This window comes from Paenibacillus sp. J22P165 (assembly GCF_059692015.1).
In genome coordinates this window covers 97658-116792 of record NZ_JCAUAP010000018.1, presented here as the reverse complement: position 1 = coordinate 116792, position 19135 = coordinate 97658, and the positions used below count along the sequence as shown (strand labels likewise).

Here is a 19135-nt window from a genome sequence, read left to right as displayed (position 1 = left end):
GCGTCCTCCTGGATGGGTTTTTGAGGCAATGACCTCGTGCGTAACCCCATCGTACCGAGGCGCTCGTTTTTTTACAAAGCTGAAATTTATCCATCTACAGGAATCTAACGGGACACTATAGCACCACAACATTAAGCTTAAAAAAGGAGCAATCTAGCGATGTACGAACATCTCGTTGTATTCAAGTTCAATACGAATGTCACGCCGATCAAGCAACAGGAATTGCTGGATCAATTGTTAACGTTTCGGGATCGTATCCCCGGGATATGTGATTTAAGTGCAGGCATCAATGTAACTGAAGAAACGGAAAATATGAAGGGCTATACTCTCGGATTACGGGTAACGTTTGAAGACCTTGCTTCGTTGCGTTCATATGGTCCGCATCCCGTTCATCAGGAATTTGTTAATTCGCTGGATGGTTTACTGGAAAATGTTATTGTAGTTGATTACCCATTGGTTTAAGCAACCAATACGAGGCTGCCGGCACGATCGGCAGCCTTTCGTTCACTTTTCGAGTAGGATAGCAGGAGTGGTAAAAAATGCTATAATATACAAAAGGAGTGTGAAGACAAATGCAACAAGCTTCTGATTATCTGTTTATGGGTTCTTTGATCTTTTTGGTAATAATCGTCTTGATATTTTTTGTGGGAAGCGGAGGCATGTCTAGTTATAACAATGTATCCAATGCCACAGGTGCTTTAACAGATTTACAAATGAATCACGACCACAAAAAAATGTTGGATACGCAAAATAATCGGTTGGTTAGACTTTTAAAATCATATTTATTTTGGATTCCTGTCGCTGGAATTATTGTTTCAATTGTGCTATCTAAAATCTAAGAACTAACAACATATGGTGTCAGTAGCTACCTAGATATGTGGGAGATGAATGAAATAAATGAGTAGAGAGGAGGGAATTAATTAATGAAATATTTTACGAAAGAATGGTACGAACTTTGTCAAAAAATAAGCTTTTATTTACCTTTAGAGGAAGAAAACCAAGCGGAAATTTTCTCTGAAGCATATTTTCAGCAACTCTACAGTGCCGAATTAAACAAATGGCTTCATGTCCAAGAAGAAGTGGCTTCCATTATGCAAGCGAACGGAACGAATGAGCCTTTCAATAAAGATAAAGAAACGAAACGATTTTATGAATCGATCATTTATAATCAAGAGCATTTAAAAAAGTCATTAACAGAAACTATTTTGAATCAGATAGCCGATCTAAGGGTTTTTGCCTTAAATAAAGCAACACGTGATGTAATAAATGCTGTAGCTCAATTTTGTGAGGATAATAAAAGGTCAGTAGATGCAACAATTGATAGTTACAGAAGATATCATTCAGAAGCCTCTTTATCCATGGATAGAAAAATTGTTGAGAATTTCAGATTTCATGATTGTAAGATTATCAAATCAATTCTGAATGATAACTCCACAACAATACTTATTGACAACACTGGTGGTTTTACAGACATCGATGAAGTGATCTTTGACAATGTTACGATAATAAAGCAAGATGCTGGATTGGAAAATTCATGGTGGTTATATGAGGAAGTATATAAAATGGATGACAGATACGAGTTTCACATGTTGTTTCAGAATCAGGATATGGGGCTAATTGACTTTATCATCTCAGCTGAGCAAGTCTTCTTTAGAAGGAAGGGGTCCGATGGTGGTTAAACTAATGGGCATTTATAATAGTATTCATTAATCGGGGAGCACATCAGCTGCTCCCTTTTTGTTACAATTTTAATAAGGAAATATTAATGGCGATTGTACTAATCGTCATCATTGGATTCATATCGCAAGATAAGCGTAAAAGGGCAGCCGATTAGGCAAGCACGGTCGCGCCGTTTCGCGTTTATAAGGACGGCGCGCGCGCAGCGCCTGCATTACCCTCTGCGCGAACGCTGATTATCAGTAGCTAAGAGATATAGAAAATAAGGCGCCCCTATAATAGCAACAATAATCCCTGTGGGAATACCGGCAGGTGGTAGAATAACCCTGGATATTGTATCCGCTACAGACACAAGCAGTGCCCCAACCAGCGCACACACGGGGATAAGGATAATATGTCTGGAGCCTACTAACCGTCTGGCGAGGTGAGGTGCCATCAGCCCCACGAAGCTTATACTTCCGCTGACAGACACACAGGACGCCGCCAAAGCCACAGAAACGAATAACATATTTCTGTGCTGTTTTGCAACCGAAAGACCTAAGCTATGTGCGGTGTCTTCACTCATGCTCAGTACATCTAATTTTCTCGATTTGTAAATTAAGTAAGGTATCAAGATGAGAAGCCATGGAAGCAGAGCTAGCACAAATCGCCAATCTCCCCCCCATATATTTCCTGCTCGCCACACGGCTACAAAGTCGAACTGTTCCTCATCTAGCTTGATGACAAGAACGGTGGTCAGGGCAGAGATTCCCGCCTGCATGGCAATTCCTGTTAAAATCAATCGCATAGGCGCAATGCCATCTATTTTTTTGTAAGCAAGGACATTTATTAATAGAGCCGTCAACCCGGCACCTATTAAGGCTAAAAAAGGCAGAGTAAATACAGACAAGACGGATGCCGTGCCAGCAAACATGATAAATAGAATAACCATAAGCCCTGCGCCTGCCGATATACCAAGCAGTCCAGGATCTGCCAACGCATTTTTTGTTACTCCCTGAACGACACATCCAGATAAAGCCAGCCCAGCACCTACAAGTATGGATAAGATTATTCGTGGTAACCGGAAATCAAATAATATGACATTTTCCCTCTCCGTTCCTCCCCCGAATAAAGTGCGCAGGGTATCAAGCGCGGAGAGCTTTGTGTAACCAGTATTCATACTAACAATAAAGGAAATGGCAAGTGCGCACACAAACAGGAGAACGATCGCTGTATTTCGAAACGCCACCTTGTTCTTGTAGGCTTGATTCTTCTTAATCAGCTCATTCATTACGCCGCCCTCCTTTGCTTGCGCGATAAATAAAGGAAGAAAGGAATGCCAACCAACGCAGTCAACACACCAACAGGTGTTTCAAACGGTGGGTTTATCATACGCGCACCCAAATCCGCGCTCACCATCAAGATTGCTCCTAATACGGCTGATACAGGTATAATCGAGCGGTAATCAACACCTACCAGAAATCTAGTTACGTGGGGTACGACCAAACCGACGAAACCTACCGCGCCTACCACGGATACCGAAGTTCCGGCTAGAACCAGCACAGTCAGTGAGCATAGCAGAGTTATCAGCTTCGTATTTAAGCCCAAGCCCTTTGCAACATCTTCTCCCATATTAAGGATAGATATATATCGTGAAAGGACAATAGCACCAATTAATGCTATGCATACCCAGGGAGACATGAGAATAATCTGTTCCCATGTGGCACCAGCAACACCGCCCGCCATCCAAAACATGATGTTTTGCGCAACTTTGCTATAAAGCGCAATACCCTGGCTTAACGCGGTAAACAAAGCACCGATAGCGGCGCCTGCCAGCACGATACGCATGGGCGTTGCAGCACTACGGCGAAACATTGCGATTCCATTGACCATTAAGTAGGCAATTGTTGCACCAATAAAGGAAAAAACAATGATAGAACTGTATCCAATTTGCGGAAAAAACGCGAAACAAACGGCCAGAGCCAAGCCCGCGCCGGCATTAAGACCCAAAAGGCCGGAATCAGCCATGGGATTGCGCGTTATGCCTTGCATGACTGCTCCTGAAACTGCAAAAGCTGCACCTACCAGAGCGCTAGCAAGCACACGGGGGATGCGTAGGTCTACAATGATTACGTGTGACATGTTGTTGCGGTCAAGATTGAAAATTGCTTCCCAGATATTTGAAAGCGGAATATTTTTGGCTCCCAGTGTAACAGAAAATGCCATCAAAAGTAGCAGGGTGATACTCCCGCCAAGCATAATAAGTAAAGCTGTCATTCCGTTTTTATTATGAATGACGGAAGATGTAGCAACGGATTTAGAAACCATACTGAACGCCCTCATTCTACTGGATATAACATAAGAAATCGGGCAGACTTTACCAGTCTCCCGATTTCTTATGCGGTTTTATTCTTTATTTCACTATGCTTTGTACCACTTTTTCTATAGCAAGTTTCTGACTTAGTGGGGCACCTGACATGGAGCCAGGAGGAAGTTTGAACACGTTATTATTTTTTACAGCCTTTAAATTCTTCCATATTGTCGTGTCCTCTGTACCAGGCTTAGTCCAGGTTGGCGTATAATTGTCTTTCTCCGCACCATCAATATTATCTAAGAATATGTAATCCGGATCCAATGCTGCCAAACCTTCTAGTGATATCTGGGTATATTTCTCAGGGTAACCTTTCGGTGGGGTCAAGCCAAACCCTACGTTTTTATCAAAGTATGCGGTTCGATTCGTAGGACCGGAGCCAGTAAGGCCAAAGTTATTATTACCCAAGTCGCCAATAACAACTGTAGTTTTGTCCTTGTATGGAGCCAACTTTTCACGGGATTTCGCTATTAAGCTTTCTAGATCGGTGATGATTTTCGCAGCATCTTTTTCTTTGCCCAGGATCTTAGCATAGTCGTTTAAAACCTCTTGCCAAGTTGGAGAATCAAATACCAGTGTGGGTGCAACCTTATTGTATGCTGCATAATCATCTTTATCATTAGCTGTTACGACAATTACATCTGGAGAGAGACCCATCATTTGCTCATAGGCTTTAGAGTTACCCAATTCTACGATTTTCAATTTATCTGCCATTGGTTTGAGCGCTTCTCTAGTCATAACAAACGACTTTGCAGTTGGTGCTGCAACCGGCGGTACACCAAGCGCTATAAGCGTTTCTATGTGTCCAAAATAAGTCGGAATGATTTTTGTAGGGGCCTGTTTAAAAGTAACGGTATGTCCAAAATCATCCGTGATCGTTTTTGGCCACTCGGAAGTTGACGCTGTAGGCGCCGCTGAAGCCGCTGGCGCTGTTGACGGCGTTGAGGACGTTGCTGCTCCCTTGCTTTCTGAAGCCGTGGATGCACACCCTGTCACCACACCCACAATTAATCCAAGCGATATAATTGTACTAATATTTTTCTTCATTTTTTCCTCCTGCATTTTTATATGATAATGATTATCAATATCGTTTTCTTTTCTGAATTCTAAAGGCATCAGCAATAATTGTCAATACTTTCTTTTAATTCGGAATCAACCAACAAAAAGATGACTCCTGATCAATCCATCAATCCAGAAGCCATCTTTTCATAAATGGCAATCAGATATATATGACTACTCAATAAATTAACCCTAAAATTCACAAAGGCATTCCGCAAGCATATTGGCATTGATGAAGTTGCTCAAAAAAACGAAGTATTTTCCATTTATTTCCTATATATAATATATAAAACGTTCGAATGGAGTGATTCATACGGGGACATTTGGAAGAGGATGTTTATACATCATTGTAGGTATAGTCATTATTACTATTCTTGCCTTCATTACAAGTAGCACCATAAATATACCTTGGTTTATTTTCATTCCACTCATTATTCTTGCCTTCTGGATTGCAAATAAGAAAGGTAAATGAATATGTAATGATGAGGAACTAGAAAGGGTGAGTTTTTGCATTTGAAGAAGATGCAATTGACATGAAATCAGGAAAATCAGCAAGGTACTTCTTCGCTATTGATGTTCGTTAATTAAGTTCTGAAGTTAAAAAATGGCGTGCACTCATTGAGAGTGCACGCCTATTTCATTTCTACCTGTATGGAGAAACAATAATCGTGGTTTTCTTTTTAATCAAATTGTGCTCGTACATGTTTTGAGAATTCCTTGGTGTAGCTGGATAGATTCGTATTGCAATGAACAGCCCATATATCTCTATAGAAATAATCTGGATCTTTAAATGGAATTTGAATTAGAGTTCCACTAGTAATGTCATCATGGCCCTTTGTTGTAAAATTATCTAAAATCGTAAAGGCATTTCCTTTCAAAATAAACTCACAAAATGGTTCAGTACTGGTCAACGTCACATAAATCGAGTTACCATCTAGATTTGCTCTTTTGATCATTTCTTTATGAGCGGTAGAGTTGAGCATGATGATGGGTTCGTTTTTTAAATCTTTCGATGTTAAATAATCTTTAAATCGAAAACGAGACTCTTTTCCAACGCAAATGCACAAATAGCTTGTATATAGCGTTTCAATATCAAAATTTCGATTCATTAATTCTTGTTGTTCACCAATAAAAGCAAGATCGATGCTATTGTTTGTAATTTCTTCACAAATCTGCTGAGGCATTTTTTCTAGGAGCTCTATTTGTATATCTTTAAATTCCTTTTTGAAAGAAAATAACGCTTGTTTAATGATATGTGCAAACGCAGTAGAATACGATATTTTCAATTTTAAATAATTCTCATTTTTTGCACGATTAATATCTTCGTATAATTCTATATATTTTGTTTTCAATTCTATAAGTTTTGACAGTACGATTTCGCCTTCAAGTGTTGGAATTGTTCCTTTGCTAGTTCGTTGGAAAATGGTTATTCCTAGTTCGTTTTCTAATGATTGAATGGATTGACTAATGGCTGAGGCAGTTATATGTAATTTATCTGCCGCTTTTCGTATTGATTTTTCTGTGGCTACTTGTAGAATATATCGGATCTGTTCTGAATTCATGGGGTCACCTTATCTCAAGTGGTTAAATAAAACTATACACAGTGTAAACAATCTCTAGATTGATCATACTCATTTTAATAATGTAATGTTCATGATACTGGAGAAATAGTTAAGATTACGTTCTCCTTAATCTTAGAAGAACAGGAGATATCTATAGCTGATCAAAACGGCTCGAATGAATCCTTGCTTGACATTATTCTTGAATGTAAACAGCTCATTCATCAGCTTGAAGAATTATCCATATTATATATGGAAAAGTCGAATGTGTATACGGACGAACTTTATATTCGCGAGCAGCGCCCGCAACACATTGAATTCACCGCATTCTCGGACATTACTCTTGACGACACGGATTCCATTAAAGTGGAACTCCACAAAATCCAAAATGGAGAGCAGAAGGATGAATATCCAGTTGATCCAAAACTATATTCGGCTAATGTAAATGCAAGATAGTGACTGTTTACAACTTCATAAAAAGTAATTCTTTTTAAAGGCTTGAGGAATCAAGTCTTTTTTTGCTGAGTGTTGAATGCTTTTGGCAGGGAACGCACTGTCTTGGTACTGAAAGTTATGTTTCTTCCTGTTCACAATGTCAAGTAGTTAAATAAAACTATACACAGTGTCAACAATCTCTAGATTGTTCATACTCGTTTAAATAATATAATGTTCATGTTAATGGAGATAACGTTATGAGGCTCTTCGCCCTAATATTAGAAAATCGCTATTATACCTTGAAAGTTTGGAAGGAGAAGTTTTCATGAAATTAAAAATAGGTTTGTGGCTGCTGACGATAGCCCTCATAATTGGGGCGGTGTCGCCGCCCGGTAGTCTGAACGCGTGGGCGGCGGGTGCGGACAAGTCTGGCGCGCTGACGGGGGTTACGGGGAATGTGAAGCAGGGGACCACCGTTATTCCAGAAGGAGGTACCATCGATCTATCCAATGGGGATGAACTCAGCGTCGAAGTATCGTTCGGTGTGCCTGTTGCTGGCGATGATCCGACTCCGACGACGGTCGTGGAGCGTAATGATACGGCCAGCTTCTCGCTCAGTGAGGGGTTCACGCTTACATCGGGAACAACGCTGCCGCTTCAATTCGACGGAAAGCTCGTAGGAACGACGTCGCTAAACACGACCGGAACCAATACGGTGACGGCCGTTACGGTGTTCGATGGAGATGCGGATGTATTCGATGAGAACGGGGGCTATTATGGCGTCCAGGGGAAATTTAACGTAAGTTTGAAATACGACAGCGCCGGTACCGCCGGGGGTGAAGGCACCCACCAAGTACAGATTCTAGGCAAGACCTATACCGTCGTGGTGCCGGCACAACCAATCGTGTACAACATGGTGAAGACGGGGACTGCGGATTTGACCAACAAGATCATCCATTGGACGGTGAAACTGTCCGGGACGAAGGGGGCAACCGCGGTTAATCTGGACGGGTATGTGTTCAGCGACGACCTGAGCGGCGTGGGTGCATATGTGGCGAATACGTTCCAAATCGACGGCGTCGCCGCTACCCCTGACGAGACGGTCAGTACGGTGACGTATACGCTGGGTGATGCGGCTAGTGTACGCACCATCATGTTCGATACCGCGATTCCGGATGATAAATATTATAGGAATCATCAGACGGAGTCAGTCAGCAATACCGCCAATCTGCTGAAGGACAATGCACCGGTGAAGAGTGGTACGGGCACAGTCACCTATACGACGCCGACGTGGATTGAGAAGACGGGCGCAGCTAAGCACAACAATCCCGACAGCGATCCTACGTATGATCCGGACGATCAATATATCACATGGACGATTACCGCCAACAAGTCACAAGCTGCGCTAGTAGATCTGACCATTACGGACGCGTTGCCAATGAACTTGAACTTCGTGTCGGCGCAATGGCAGACTTCTACGGACGCTGCAACCTGGACTGATGAAGGTGCCAGTATTGTTGTCGAACCGGCAGGGGGCGCATATACGCGACCGGGAACGACCAACACGATGGTCCGGCTCGTAATTACGAGTAAAGTGCCGTATAACGGCACCGACATCACCGTAGACAAACGAACCTTCAATAACACCGCCACGCTGGATTGGACTGGCAAGCCAAGCAGTTCAACGATGAGCACAGGCAGCGTCGGCGTTGGCATAGGGTATGACGCGCTTAAGAAATCAGGTGTGCTGGATAAAGCTAACCGTGAAATTACATGGACAATCAAGGCCGATGCCAAGAATCAACCCATCACCGATATGAGAGTGTATGACTTGCTCGTATACGACAGTAGCACGAGTATGGCCCTCACGACAGGCTGGCCGGGAGGCATCTCCGAGGCGAACGTGTCGAAGCAGTCGGGATTGCAGTATGTAGCGGGCAGCGGTACGACTTCCGTGGGGACATTAAACGTGATTCCGATTATGAAGAACGGGCAGCAAGTCGCCGATCTGATCGAAGTGACGGGATTGTCGACGACTGTGGTCAATACGATTACTTTTAAAACACGGATCGTGGACCCGGCGGTGTATGCAGGCAACAGCAATAAAAACGTGAACAATACCGCTACGCTTTTTAATGGGACGAGCAAGCTGAGGGGCGCATCAGGCACCGTCATCTATCAAAGCCGCACACTGGCGAAGGAACTGCTGAAGCGCGAGGCGATGGCTGATCCGGCTGCGGCGGTCAATGTGCAACGTACGACCAACGTGAATGAAGGCTTCGATTATGTCGACAAGTCGGTTATCTTCCGCTTGAGCGTGAATGCGGATAGCTTGAATTTCAACACGTCGAACGTGGCGAGCAACGAGGGAAATGATACGCTCGGCACAGCGACGGTGACGGATACGCTGCCGGCTGGCTGGGAGTTCGTCGACGTCGTGCCAGGTCAGAAGTATATGATCTTCGAAGGAACGGCGGGTTCCGGTTCTTCCGTATATGCGACTAGCACGACGCCGACGCCAGCAGCGAGCGTAACCGGACTGACGTCCAACTTCGGCACCGCAGGCCAGGCGATCTTCACGTTTGCCCAGTTGGACAAGCCATACGTGATTCTCGTGAAGGCTAAGCCGACGGACGCTAAGCTTGCCGGGTACTTCGACAGTAATGAAACTTCGACAATGACCAACAACCTGAACCTGCAAGCTGCCAATTGGACCCCAGGGACTTCCAATTCGCAGCAGGTGTCCATTCATAGCGAGATTCTGAATAAGTCCCATACGCTGCCTGTGAATGGAACGCTGATATGGACCATCGTGTACAATCCGAATCAGTTAGGAGCAAGCGGCCAGACGATCGTCGATACCTTGCCGCTCGGCCTGGACTTGCGCACGGATTCAACAGGCAAGCTGCTGTTGGACGACGGTCACGGTATCAGCTACTTGACCGCTACGGAACTGACGCTGAAGCCAGATGGATCGCTGGTGGACGGAGCCCCCGTCACGCTTACACTGGGGAGTAATCTGATCTACGATAACGGAACACGTGAATTGACCTTCAATATTCCGGACTACAGCAAGGCTTACCGTCTGACCTACTTGACGGACATTACTGGCGAGATCGGCACGATTATTAACTATGCGATACTCTCTCAAGGCGACGCTAATGCGTCCAAACAAGAGATTCAGTATGCGATCAGTAACGCAGACAGCTCGGCGACGCTGTTGCGAGGCGGCTGGCTGGTAGTGGAGAAGACGAATGGATCTACGGCAGCCCCACTTGCTGGCGCTGAGTTCACCCTCTATGCGCAGGATGGCAGTACGATCATACGTAAGGCTGTCAGCGCCGCCGACGGCAAGCTGAAGATGAAAGCTATTCCTGCCGGAACGTACGTTCTTCGCGAGACGGCCGCTCCTGCCGGAGGCTATGCATTGGAAGGCATTAATCATACGGTCAGCGTCGATATTTCCGGCCCGACTGTCGTGACTTCCATCGACGGCAAAACGGGAGCGGACGCCAATATGTTGGCGGTAGCGAATTATCTGACGAATACATCGGGCAAGCTCGTCATCTCCAAGACCGTTGCTGGCAATGACGGCGATCTTTCCAAGAAGTTCGATTTTATCGTGACCTTCATCGATGCGCCTGTCGTATACAACTATACCGGCACTGGCGGCGCAGCAAGTGGCACGATCGCGAGCGGTGGCACGATCTCGCTTGCGCACGGGCAGAGCATCATCATCGCAGGGTTGCCTGCGGGCTCGAAGTATACGGTGGCAGAAACGAACTATGCTAATGACGGATACAAGACGACAAGTCTCGATGCAACAGGCGAAATCGTGGTCGACGAGACGCAAACTGCAGCATTCTTGAACACCAAGGACAAGCCCGGCAATCTGATCATCAGCAAGGCGGTCACAGGCAATGACGGTGATCAGTCCCAAGCATTCAATTTTACCGTCACCTTTAACGCGGCTGGGGTCTACAACTACATCGGCACAGGCGGTAAGGTGAACGGCACGATTACGAGCGCCGATACGTTATCTCTCGCCGGTGGACAGAGCATTACAATAGAAGGTCTGCCTGCAGGCACCACGTATAACATAGCCGAGGACGACTATGCTGGGGTCGGTTATGCAACGTCCAAGACTGGCGACACAGGGACGATTGTGACAGACGACTTCCAATCCGCCCAGTTCGTTAATGCTAGAGACGACTGGTTCGGCAGCCTGAAGATTGGCAAGTCTGTAACGGGCAACGCGGGCGATAAAGCCAGGAAGTTTGATTTCACGGTGAATATGAGCGCAGCTGGCGTATTCAGTTACATCGGAGCAGGAGGCGCGGCGAATGGCACGATTACGAGCGGGGATACGATTCAGCTCGCTGACGGTCAGAGCATTACGATTGCAGAACTGCCTAGAGGCACAACATATACGGTCATCGAATCCAGCTACGTTGCGGACGGTTACGTCACGACGAAGGAGGGCGATACCGGAGCAATCGTAGGCGCGCAAGAGCAAACCGCAGCATTCGTCAACACGAAGAATGTGTGGTACGCGTCGGACGAGGGCAGTCTGACGATTAGCAAGACGGTGGATGGACCAGTCACTGATCTTACAAAGAAGTTCAGCTTCTCAGTCGTTCTGGACGGCGCTTTGGGTACTTACGCGTATTCGGGCAGTGGCGGCAGCGGAACGATTCAGAGCGGCGGGACGGTGGCGCTCGCGCACGGAGAGGCAATCATGATTACCGGCTTGCCACTCGGAACGAGCTATACGGTCAGCGAAGCAGATTACTCTGCGGAGGGGTACAAGACGACCAGCACTGGCGCATCCGGCGTCTTCAACTCGTCCGGAAACAAGAGCGCGGCCTTCGTTAACGTCTATGAGGCGAAGGAGCCGAAGCAGCCAATGACGGGCGGCGAGGACGGCGGGAAGGACAACGACAGTAAGGATGACATAAGTGGGGAAGGTAATGGAAGAGTGCAACAACCGGAGGGCGGTAATGGGGGCAGCTCCGGCGGCGCCAGCGACATTTCAACGGATGGCTCGACTGTTGGCAGTACTATCGATGCCGGCTCCGGCGGCAAGACGGGCGACAAGGTCGAAACGGGCAACAACGGCACGCCGAAGACCGGTGACCGCAACGACAGGCAGATCGGTCAGCTCGGGTTGGTCATCTTTGGAGCGGCGCTTGCTGCATTAATCGGCACGAATGTCATCCTGCGCAGAAGAATCAGCAGGAAGCGTTAATTAACAAGTAAGAGTTCAATAAACAACCTCGACAGGAGGGCCTGTGTAGCGGCCGCCGCAGGTTCTCGTCGCATAGAAGGGAAACAACATGAAGCGTAGTAGAGTACAGCGGTATTTGTTCTTGCTCATAGGCCTATGCATCGTCGGTATCGTCTGCTCGGCATATGTGGTGCTGTCGGCCGATCGGCAATATACATATGGCGATACAGCCTACGATCAGATCCGATTGCACAACCAGACGCCGAAGCAGATATCTGCTTCGGTGTCGCTGCCGGCTTCGGGTCAGAAAGAGTCTGTTGACGACAGGGAACCGGCGAAGAGCGCAGTTAATTTTGCCATGCTGGCGGACATTAATCCGAATACGGTGGCCTGGTTGAAGGCCGAAAATACGGAGATTGATTACCCGGTCGTGCAAGGTCAAGATAATGCCTATTATCTCGAGCATCTGTTCACGGGTGAGAAGAATCGGATGGGCAGCCTGTTCGTCGATTACCGGACGCCGGGCGACTTCTCCGGGCGAATGACGATTATCTACGGTCATCAAATGAAAAACGGCTCAATGTTCGCCTCGCTGCTCGAGTATAAAAAGCAGGTGTATTACGATGCTCACCCGCAGATGCAAGTTGAGACGCCAAGCGGCAGTTATACCCTGGAGTTGTTCGCGGGCATCATCGCGGACGGCAAGGAGGAGTTCCTCCGGCGCGATTTCGACGATGACGACGATTATGTGGCCTATATCCATTCGCTGGCGGAAGCGTCTACGTTTCGTTCGAATGTGACGGTGGGGGCGGACGAGAGAATCGTGGCCTTGATTACTTGTTCTTACGAGTACACAAATGCCAGGTATGCACTGTTAGGGAAGCTTGTTCCGGCAGCGGCGTAGCTACGCCGCTGTGAACGGTACAGAATGAGCGTTCTACAACGGATAATGTCATTAAAATAGGAGGTTTGTGGAAATTGATAGGACAGAAGAACAGGTTTATGTTACAGATATCTTTGGGCACCATAGCACTCAGCCTTATCATCCATTTATTGCATCGAAAATTTAATTTCATGGGAAACATGGGACACATGATGTCGATGGAGAATATGGCAACCACTCATGATACCGGCCAACACTATTCATTTGCGCTGAACATTTTTTTTATTATTCCCGTGGTTTTCTTGGGGGTAGCTTATTTTCTTTATCGTAAGCAAACAGATCAACCCATAATACCAACGCTTAATGCGTTAGCTCTTACCTTTTCTAGCATCTCTATTATTGCTGGTGGGGGAGGTGTGGTAGAAATGCATTTTTCTATATTTATGGTAATTGCTATAGTAGCTTATTATGAAGATATTAAGCTAATTGCCCTTATGACATTCATTTTCGCTGCACAACATATTTTAGGATTTTTCTTGGTGCCTAAATTGATTTTTGGGATTAGCGAATATTCCTTCTTAATGCTTCTTATCCACGCTATATTCCTGATCTTAACGTCCATTGCAACAAGTCTTCAGGTTCTATCCAAGAAAAGAATTATGGGCACAATAGAATTGGAAAAAGCGATTAAACAAAAAGAAGCTGAAGCGCTTCTCGAAACGGTACGAAAACATTCTCAAGAATTAGAACAAGCATCTGTGATCATTTCAGAGAAATCTGAAAATAACATTGTGGCTAATAATGATATGCTGGCTACCTTTAAAGAAGTGTCTACAGGTCTTGAATTTCAAAGCGAATCACTAAGCAATATGGAGACTAATCTGCACAGTATTAATGAGATGATTGAGCAGAACTCCCAATCCTTTTCTTACTTGCAAGCAACGGCTGTTACAACAGCAACAACGATGCATAACAACCAAAATAATATTGAACCTTTGTTCGAGCAAGTTAGAATCGTATCCAATGCGATACACCAAACGACGGACACCATGCAAAATTTATATGAGTCTTCTCACCAAGTAGGCGATATTATTACCACGATTCAAGTAATAGCTAGCCAAACGAGTATTTTAGCTTTAAATGCTTCTATAGAAGCAGCTCGAGCTGGGGAGCATGGCAGGGGGTTTGCGGTCGTTGCCAGTGAGATCAGGAAATTAGCTGAGCAGAGTAATAAGGCCACATATGAAATAAAGGGGATTCTAACTAATATTCAAGAGGAAAGTAAAGAATCTTTAACTCAGATTGAAGTAGGAAGACAAGCTACATCTTACACGGTTGTACTTGCAGAAGCGTCGATATCCAGTTTGGAGCAAATGAACCAGGCCATTACCGAGATGATTGAGATTGTTGAAGCCCTTAATGAATCTGTGAAACATATTGAACTACGGTCACAAGTGATTTCTAATGAAATGACTAACATATCAGCGGTCACCGAAGAAAGCGTTGCTTCTGTACAAGAGCTTTACAGTACTACAGAAACCCAAACGAATACTTCTCACCACATTAATAGAGAGTTGCTCCGTTTGAAGGAGCTTTCCAAAACGTTACAAGAACAATTTACTTCTTAAGTTTATAAAAGGACCTACAATCGAACCGATGAGTAATTTAGTGTAGTATCAAAAGTATATAGTCGATTTTTTCAGCCACCAGTCAACGATCCTCTCTCAGAGCTCTTCCAGTACATGTCGCTCCATCGATCAACTAGATTAGCACCATTCCAAATAACACCTGTCAGCTTGTATTTCTAACCGCAATAATATCATAGTTTCCGTGACATATTTTTATTCTTAAAGATTATAGAGAGATGTCTTTGCCCGTTTAACCTTTGGCGGGCTTATTTGTCTGCGTAATAGCCCCTATAAAGGGATTGATATTTGCGGTTTCACTTCTGATTTCAAACACATACTTCCTATTATAAGGAGAATGAATCTAGCGATGACATTAAACCAATTGATTGTAGAGTCCCCTGTGTTTAATGCGTACTTCAATACGTTTAAGGAACGTTTTTGTCTCACTCGGAGGGAGAATGAGGTATTACGCTTGTTGACAGTTTGTGGAGGCAATAATAGAGAGCTAAGTGAACAACTCCATATTACTGAAAAAACTCTGAATAATCATATTGCTAATATTAAGTTAAAAACCAGAACACATTCCATTCGTGAGCTTCAAGCACTTATTTATCGAGACTCTTTAGTCCTGCTTCTCGTCAATATTTATTTTCATCGATGATCTCAGGTACGAATGATAATAGAGTTATATACATATGCAAAATTACCTACTAACAAGCAATAATGAACAAAGGCAAATCCATCGAAAGGTGGAGACGCAAAGCCACAGGTCTAAGCTAGGAGATGCATTTCTCCTGGTATGATAGCTGGGTTACCTTTAAAGGCTTGTTTTTTTGCCTGAAAAAAGGAATGAAATAATTCTATATTATTTAGTTGCATAAAAAATAGTATGTAAATAAGGAGATGTACATGTGTGCAAATAACATTCCAATTCTACACAAATACAATTTGTATTATCTTGCTAATAGTAATGCTAGTAATAGTTTTAAGACTATATCGACTAAGAAAAAAACAAGTGTATTTGATACTAACATTCGGCCTGATATTATCAGTGGTATATGAAGTCCTTGAAATTACCTCGTTAGGATCCAGATCACTACTACACATTGCTAGTGCCATCATGTTCATGAATTTAAATATTGGCATATACGCTACATACCTTAAAAAGATAAAACGAAGGATCATTTATTATCTGGCAGCTGCGATTTTCACCCCACTTTTGCTCTTACTAACCAGTTCTTTCAAAGCTGAATTATCACTTTCCATAATTGAACTTGCCGCTGTATGTATCTCCTGGTTACTTATCAGCCCTTATATAGATGAGAAAATTAAACACCGAGTATCATTAATAATCTATTCTTTTATTGTTGTGGGAAACGCTGAAACAAACCTATGGCAATCAGAAAAATGGATCCTAATTACAAGCGATATTCTACCGGTTATTTACTATTTTATACTGTTCTTAATTCTAATGGAACGTTTCGTAACTATGTTTCAAAGTGTTGTGAGCTCTTCATTATTAGATGGGCTAACTGGACTGTACAATCGTAAAGCTATCAGCGCCAAGATTAAGCAATGTGTGGAAAAAGGGGAATGTGCGATCGTATTCACGGATATTGATAATTTCAAGCAGCTCAATGATACCTTTGGCCATCATGCTGGGGATGCTGCATTAAAGACCGTCGCTGAAATTTTACAAGAAGAGACGGATGAAATTGGTTTTCCAGGGCGCTTTGGAGGTGAAGAACTCATTGCTATTATTGATGATAAAGATACTATCTCGCGTATTGAAGAGTGGGCAGAGAACTTCCGTTCTAGAGTAGAGAGAGAGAGTAATGTCACTTTAAGTATAGGATTCAGCATATCCCGCAATGGTGTAAGCCCAGAGAAGCTACTCGAGCAAGCTGATCTAGGCATGTATTCCGCTAAACGGACGGGTAAGAATAAAATTGTTGCATATAAAGACGGACTGGACGGCGAGTATTAAAAATGAATGTAATTTATATAGTCATAACAATAAATGTTGCATTACTGATTTTCAAACGTGCGCCGCAGCATCATCTTGAAGTCACCGAGAACTCAATTGAACTAGCCCTTTAGTAACAAAGATCGGCCTTACGAGATGAATCGTAGGGCTTTTATTTTTCTATACGATAACAATGGAAGAATGAGTGGAATATGGATTACTGTAATGCACATGTTTTTCTTTACATCACAGTGTAGAAGAAAAATGAAACATAAGCGGAAAAATGGCACATCCATTGGAGGGCAGAAATGGTTCATGATCGGGCAATTTGGTGATGTTATTCGGTTACGCGAGGCAATTATACTGAGGTAGCACGATTTAAACAATCTATGAACAGAAACAACGCAAAAGTAAGGAGTGAACCAACTGTGGATCCGCTAGCCATGCGAGGCATTATTACGGTTTTGAACACCCCGTTCACCATACAGAACGAGCTTGACGAGGTTTCGCTGCGGCGAAATGTCAGGTTGGCGATAGACGCGGGAGTCGTTGGTTTTCTTGTGCCAGGACTGGCTGCGGAACTGTACAAACTGACGCCAGAGGAAAGGTTGCGCATGACCCAGGTTGTCGTGGAAGAGACAGGCGGACGTGTCCCTATCATCGGCGGTGCAACAGCAGCTACTTCTGCTGAAAGGTTGAAGTATGCAGAACAATTCATCTCGCTCGGGTGTGCTGGAATACTGGCGAATATTCCCTATCAAGATGATCGGCAATACGAGCGGGATGTGCGGGAAATTGCCGGTGTAAATCCTGGCTTTTTGATGCTTCAGGACTGGGATCCTTCCGGTTTCGGTGTTCCCGTGCCTCTGATCGCTAAGCTCTTCCGCGAGATTGAGGCGTTCCGTAGCTATAAAATCGAGGTGGTTCCAGCAGGTGTAAAGTACAGTCAGGTCCTGGAAGCGACGGACGGCGGCCTGCATGTTGCCGGAGGATGGGCCGTGACCCAGTTTATTGAGGGCTTGGACCGAGGGATTCACGCGTTTATGCCTACGGGCATGCATGAAGTGTATACCACGATATACAGACTGTACGCGGATGGGAAGAGAGCGGAGGCCGTCCGTTTATTTTATCGGCTTCTGCCTGTTTTAGCGTTCGCGAACCAGCATCTGGACGTGTCGATCCACTTTTTTAAACGACTCCTATACAAACAAGGGATTTACGATACCCCTCAGGTGAGGGAGCCGATCTTGCCGTTTGACCCCTGTCATGAGCGGATTGCGGATGAGTTGATTGCCTATGTCTCTCGGTTGACAGATGAACTTAAAGAAACGAGGAACTGAGTTGGGAAGCTCTCTATATCGGAAAATGAGGAATTTCAAATGTCGGATTCAGGAAGACCTCACAGTGAAAGGTCACAGAGCGATTTCGCTGGAGAATGAAGTATTGCACATTACCTTACTTTTGGATCGAGGGGGAGAGCCGGTTCGATGGTTGCATAAGCCAACCGACAGCGATCTCATTTGGTTTGCAGATAGAAACCTATTGCCCTCCCAGCCGCTATTTTCAGATTATCAAATGACCTATTTCGGTGGATGGCAGGAAATGTTTCCAGAGGTCAGTGAAACGCATGTTTATCGAGGTGCTACGCTGCACCGTGGAGAGTCCGCCCTTGTGCCGTGGGATTATGACATTGTGAAAGACGATCCGGATGAAGTCATCATTTTGTTGACAGCACGAATGCAATCCATGCCTTTTCGTATGGAGAAAACGATTCGCCTGCAGTCCTTAAGTTCGAAAGTTCGGATAGACGAGAAGATTTATAACGAATCTCCAATAACGCCACTAGAGGCAAATTGGGGACATCATTTGGCATTCGGCCATCCTTTCTTAACGGAAAATGCTATCGTGGAACTTGGGAAAGAGGCGGTTATTCATCATCCCATGACGGGGCAAAGCTGGAAGTGGCCAGCGATGTATGAGGATGAACATCCAATCGATTTGTCCACATTGCCATCAAGAGGAACGAATCGTGAACTCTTATATGTAACGGCTCCTGATGGTGAATATAGGATCGTCTCCCCGGATCGAGGGATCGCAGTGAAGATTCGTTGGGATAACACGATATGGCCTTATTTATGGTATTGGCAAAATTTCCAAAGCGACCTCAATCATCCTTTTTTTGGTTGTGATTATAATATTGGCTTAGAACTGTTTAACGTTCCGCCGAAGCTTACGGTCAAGCAAGCTGTTGAAGCGGGCCTTGCCCTAAGTATACCGCCGCTGGGAAGTGTGGCCTCTTGGCTTGAAATCGACCTAGTGCAACAGTAATTCAATATTGTGAAAGGAGGCTC

The 19135-nt window shown here is 44.7% G+C and carries 14 protein-coding genes and 1 riboswitch; of the genes, 10 read left to right on the top strand and 4 right to left on the bottom strand.

Annotated elements, in window-relative coordinates:
• The first annotated feature begins 159 nt into the window (after positions 1–159).
• The 3 genes from AC58QM_RS31870 (at position 160) to AC58QM_RS31860 (ending at position 1679) form a co-directional block, all read left to right on the top strand.
• Positions 160–462, top strand: coding sequence for a Dabb family protein (locus AC58QM_RS31870; RefSeq protein ID WP_497288777.1), 303 nt, complete (start codon positions 160–162; stop codon positions 460–462).
• Positions 463–572: 110 nt separating this feature from the next.
• The gene (locus AC58QM_RS31865) at positions 573–839 is read left to right on the top strand and encodes a hypothetical protein (RefSeq protein ID WP_497288776.1); all 267 of its coding nucleotides are present in this window, start codon (positions 573–575) and stop codon (positions 837–839) included.
• Positions 840–923: 84 nt separating this feature from the next.
• Positions 924–1679 carry a DUF4085 family protein gene (locus AC58QM_RS31860; RefSeq protein WP_497288775.1) on the top strand — a complete coding sequence of 252 codons (756 nt, stop codon included), beginning with the start codon at positions 924–926 and terminating at the stop codon, positions 1677–1679.
• Between the two features lie 212 nt (positions 1680–1891).
• On the opposite strand, the gene AC58QM_RS31855 is transcribed toward AC58QM_RS31860, so the two are convergent.
• The 4 genes from AC58QM_RS31855 to AC58QM_RS31840 all read right to left on the bottom strand — a co-directional run bounded on the left by AC58QM_RS31855 (position 1892) and on the right by AC58QM_RS31840 (position 6648).
• The gene (locus AC58QM_RS31855) at positions 1892–2947 is read right to left on the bottom strand and encodes a FecCD family ABC transporter permease (RefSeq protein ID WP_497288774.1); all 1056 of its coding nucleotides are present in this window, start codon (positions 2945–2947) and stop codon (positions 1892–1894) included.
• Entirely contained in the window at positions 2947–3984 is a 1038-nt protein-coding gene (locus AC58QM_RS31850; RefSeq protein ID WP_497288773.1) for a FecCD family ABC transporter permease, read from the bottom strand. Before AC58QM_RS31850 ends, AC58QM_RS31855 begins: the two co-directional genes overlap by 1 nt.
• Before the next feature lie 85 nt (positions 3985–4069).
• Entirely contained in the window at positions 4070–5074 is a 1005-nt protein-coding gene (locus AC58QM_RS31845; protein WP_497288772.1) for an ABC transporter substrate-binding protein, read from the bottom strand.
• Between the two features lie 692 nt (positions 5075–5766).
• The gene (locus AC58QM_RS31840) at positions 5767–6648 is read right to left on the bottom strand and encodes a LysR family transcriptional regulator (protein WP_497288771.1); all 882 of its coding nucleotides are present in this window, start codon (positions 6646–6648) and stop codon (positions 5767–5769) included.
• A 757-nt stretch (positions 6649–7405) separates the two neighbouring features.
• On the opposite strand from AC58QM_RS31840, the gene AC58QM_RS31835 reads away from it, so the two are divergent.
• From AC58QM_RS31835 to AC58QM_RS31805, 7 genes are all read left to right on the top strand, one after another.
• Positions 7406–12328: a beta strand repeat-containing protein gene (locus tag AC58QM_RS31835; protein WP_497288770.1), complete on the top strand. Its 4923-nt coding sequence runs from the start codon at positions 7406–7408 to the stop codon at positions 12326–12328.
• Positions 12329–12416: 88 nt separating this feature from the next.
• Positions 12417–13211 (top strand): class B sortase, encoded by a 795-nt coding sequence (gene srtB, locus AC58QM_RS31830; protein WP_497288769.1) that lies wholly within the window; start codon positions 12417–12419, stop codon positions 13209–13211.
• A 74-nt stretch (positions 13212–13285) separates the two neighbouring features.
• Positions 13286–14818 carry a methyl-accepting chemotaxis protein gene (locus tag AC58QM_RS31825; protein ID WP_497288768.1) on the top strand — a complete coding sequence of 511 codons (1533 nt, stop codon included), beginning with the start codon at positions 13286–13288 and terminating at the stop codon, positions 14816–14818.
• 355 nt (positions 14819–15173) lie between these two features.
• Positions 15174–15479 carry a LuxR C-terminal-related transcriptional regulator gene (locus AC58QM_RS31820; RefSeq protein ID WP_497288767.1) on the top strand — a complete coding sequence of 102 codons (306 nt, stop codon included), beginning with the start codon at positions 15174–15176 and terminating at the stop codon, positions 15477–15479.
• A 61-nt stretch (positions 15480–15540) separates the two neighbouring features.
• Positions 15541–15637, top strand: a riboswitch (cyclic di-GMP riboswitch).
• A 307-nt stretch (positions 15638–15944) separates the two neighbouring features.
• The gene (locus AC58QM_RS31815; RefSeq protein WP_497288766.1) at positions 15945–16805 is read left to right on the top strand and encodes a GGDEF domain-containing protein; all 861 of its coding nucleotides are present in this window, start codon (positions 15945–15947) and stop codon (positions 16803–16805) included.
• A 407-nt stretch (positions 16806–17212) separates the two neighbouring features.
• Positions 17213–18124 (top strand): dihydrodipicolinate synthase family protein, encoded by a 912-nt coding sequence (locus AC58QM_RS31810; RefSeq protein ID WP_497288765.1) that lies wholly within the window; start codon positions 17213–17215, stop codon positions 18122–18124.
• Positions 18125–18188: 64 nt separating this feature from the next.
• On the top strand, positions 18189–19112 hold the full coding sequence (locus tag AC58QM_RS31805) for a DUF4432 family protein (protein ID WP_497288764.1): 924 nt from the start codon (positions 18189–18191) through the stop codon (positions 19110–19112).
• Positions 19113–19135: the final 23 nt, after the last annotated feature.

What these genes read in the sequence shown, in the direction of transcription:
- AC58QM_RS31870 (WP_497288777.1), top strand. Translation starts at nt 160, where the DNA reads ATGTACGAACATCTCGTTGTATTCAAGTTCAATACGAATGTCACGCCG.
- AC58QM_RS31865 (WP_497288776.1), top strand. Translation starts at nt 573, where the DNA reads ATGCAACAAGCTTCTGATTATCTGTTTATGGGTTCTTTGATCTTTTTG.
- AC58QM_RS31860 (WP_497288775.1), top strand. Translation starts at nt 924, where the DNA reads ATGAAATATTTTACGAAAGAATGGTACGAACTTTGTCAAAAAATAAGC.
- AC58QM_RS31855 (WP_497288774.1), bottom strand. Translation starts at nt 2,947, where the DNA reads ATGAATGAGCTGATTAAGAAGAATCAAGCCTACAAGAACAAGGTGGCG.
- AC58QM_RS31850 (WP_497288773.1), bottom strand. Translation starts at nt 3,984, where the DNA reads ATGGTTTCTAAATCCGTTGCTACATCTTCCGTCATTCATAATAAAAAC.
- AC58QM_RS31845 (WP_497288772.1), bottom strand. Translation starts at nt 5,074, where the DNA reads ATGAAGAAAAATATTAGTACAATTATATCGCTTGGATTAATTGTGGGT.
- AC58QM_RS31840 (WP_497288771.1), bottom strand. Translation starts at nt 6,648, where the DNA reads ATGAATTCAGAACAGATCCGATATATTCTACAAGTAGCCACAGAAAAA.
- AC58QM_RS31835 (WP_497288770.1), top strand. Translation starts at nt 7,406, where the DNA reads ATGAAATTAAAAATAGGTTTGTGGCTGCTGACGATAGCCCTCATAATT.
- srtB (WP_497288769.1), top strand. Translation starts at nt 12,417, where the DNA reads ATGAAGCGTAGTAGAGTACAGCGGTATTTGTTCTTGCTCATAGGCCTA.
- AC58QM_RS31820 (WP_497288767.1), top strand. Translation starts at nt 15,174, where the DNA reads ATGAATCTAGCGATGACATTAAACCAATTGATTGTAGAGTCCCCTGTG.
- AC58QM_RS31815 (WP_497288766.1), top strand. Translation starts at nt 15,945, where the DNA reads ATGAATTTAAATATTGGCATATACGCTACATACCTTAAAAAGATAAAA.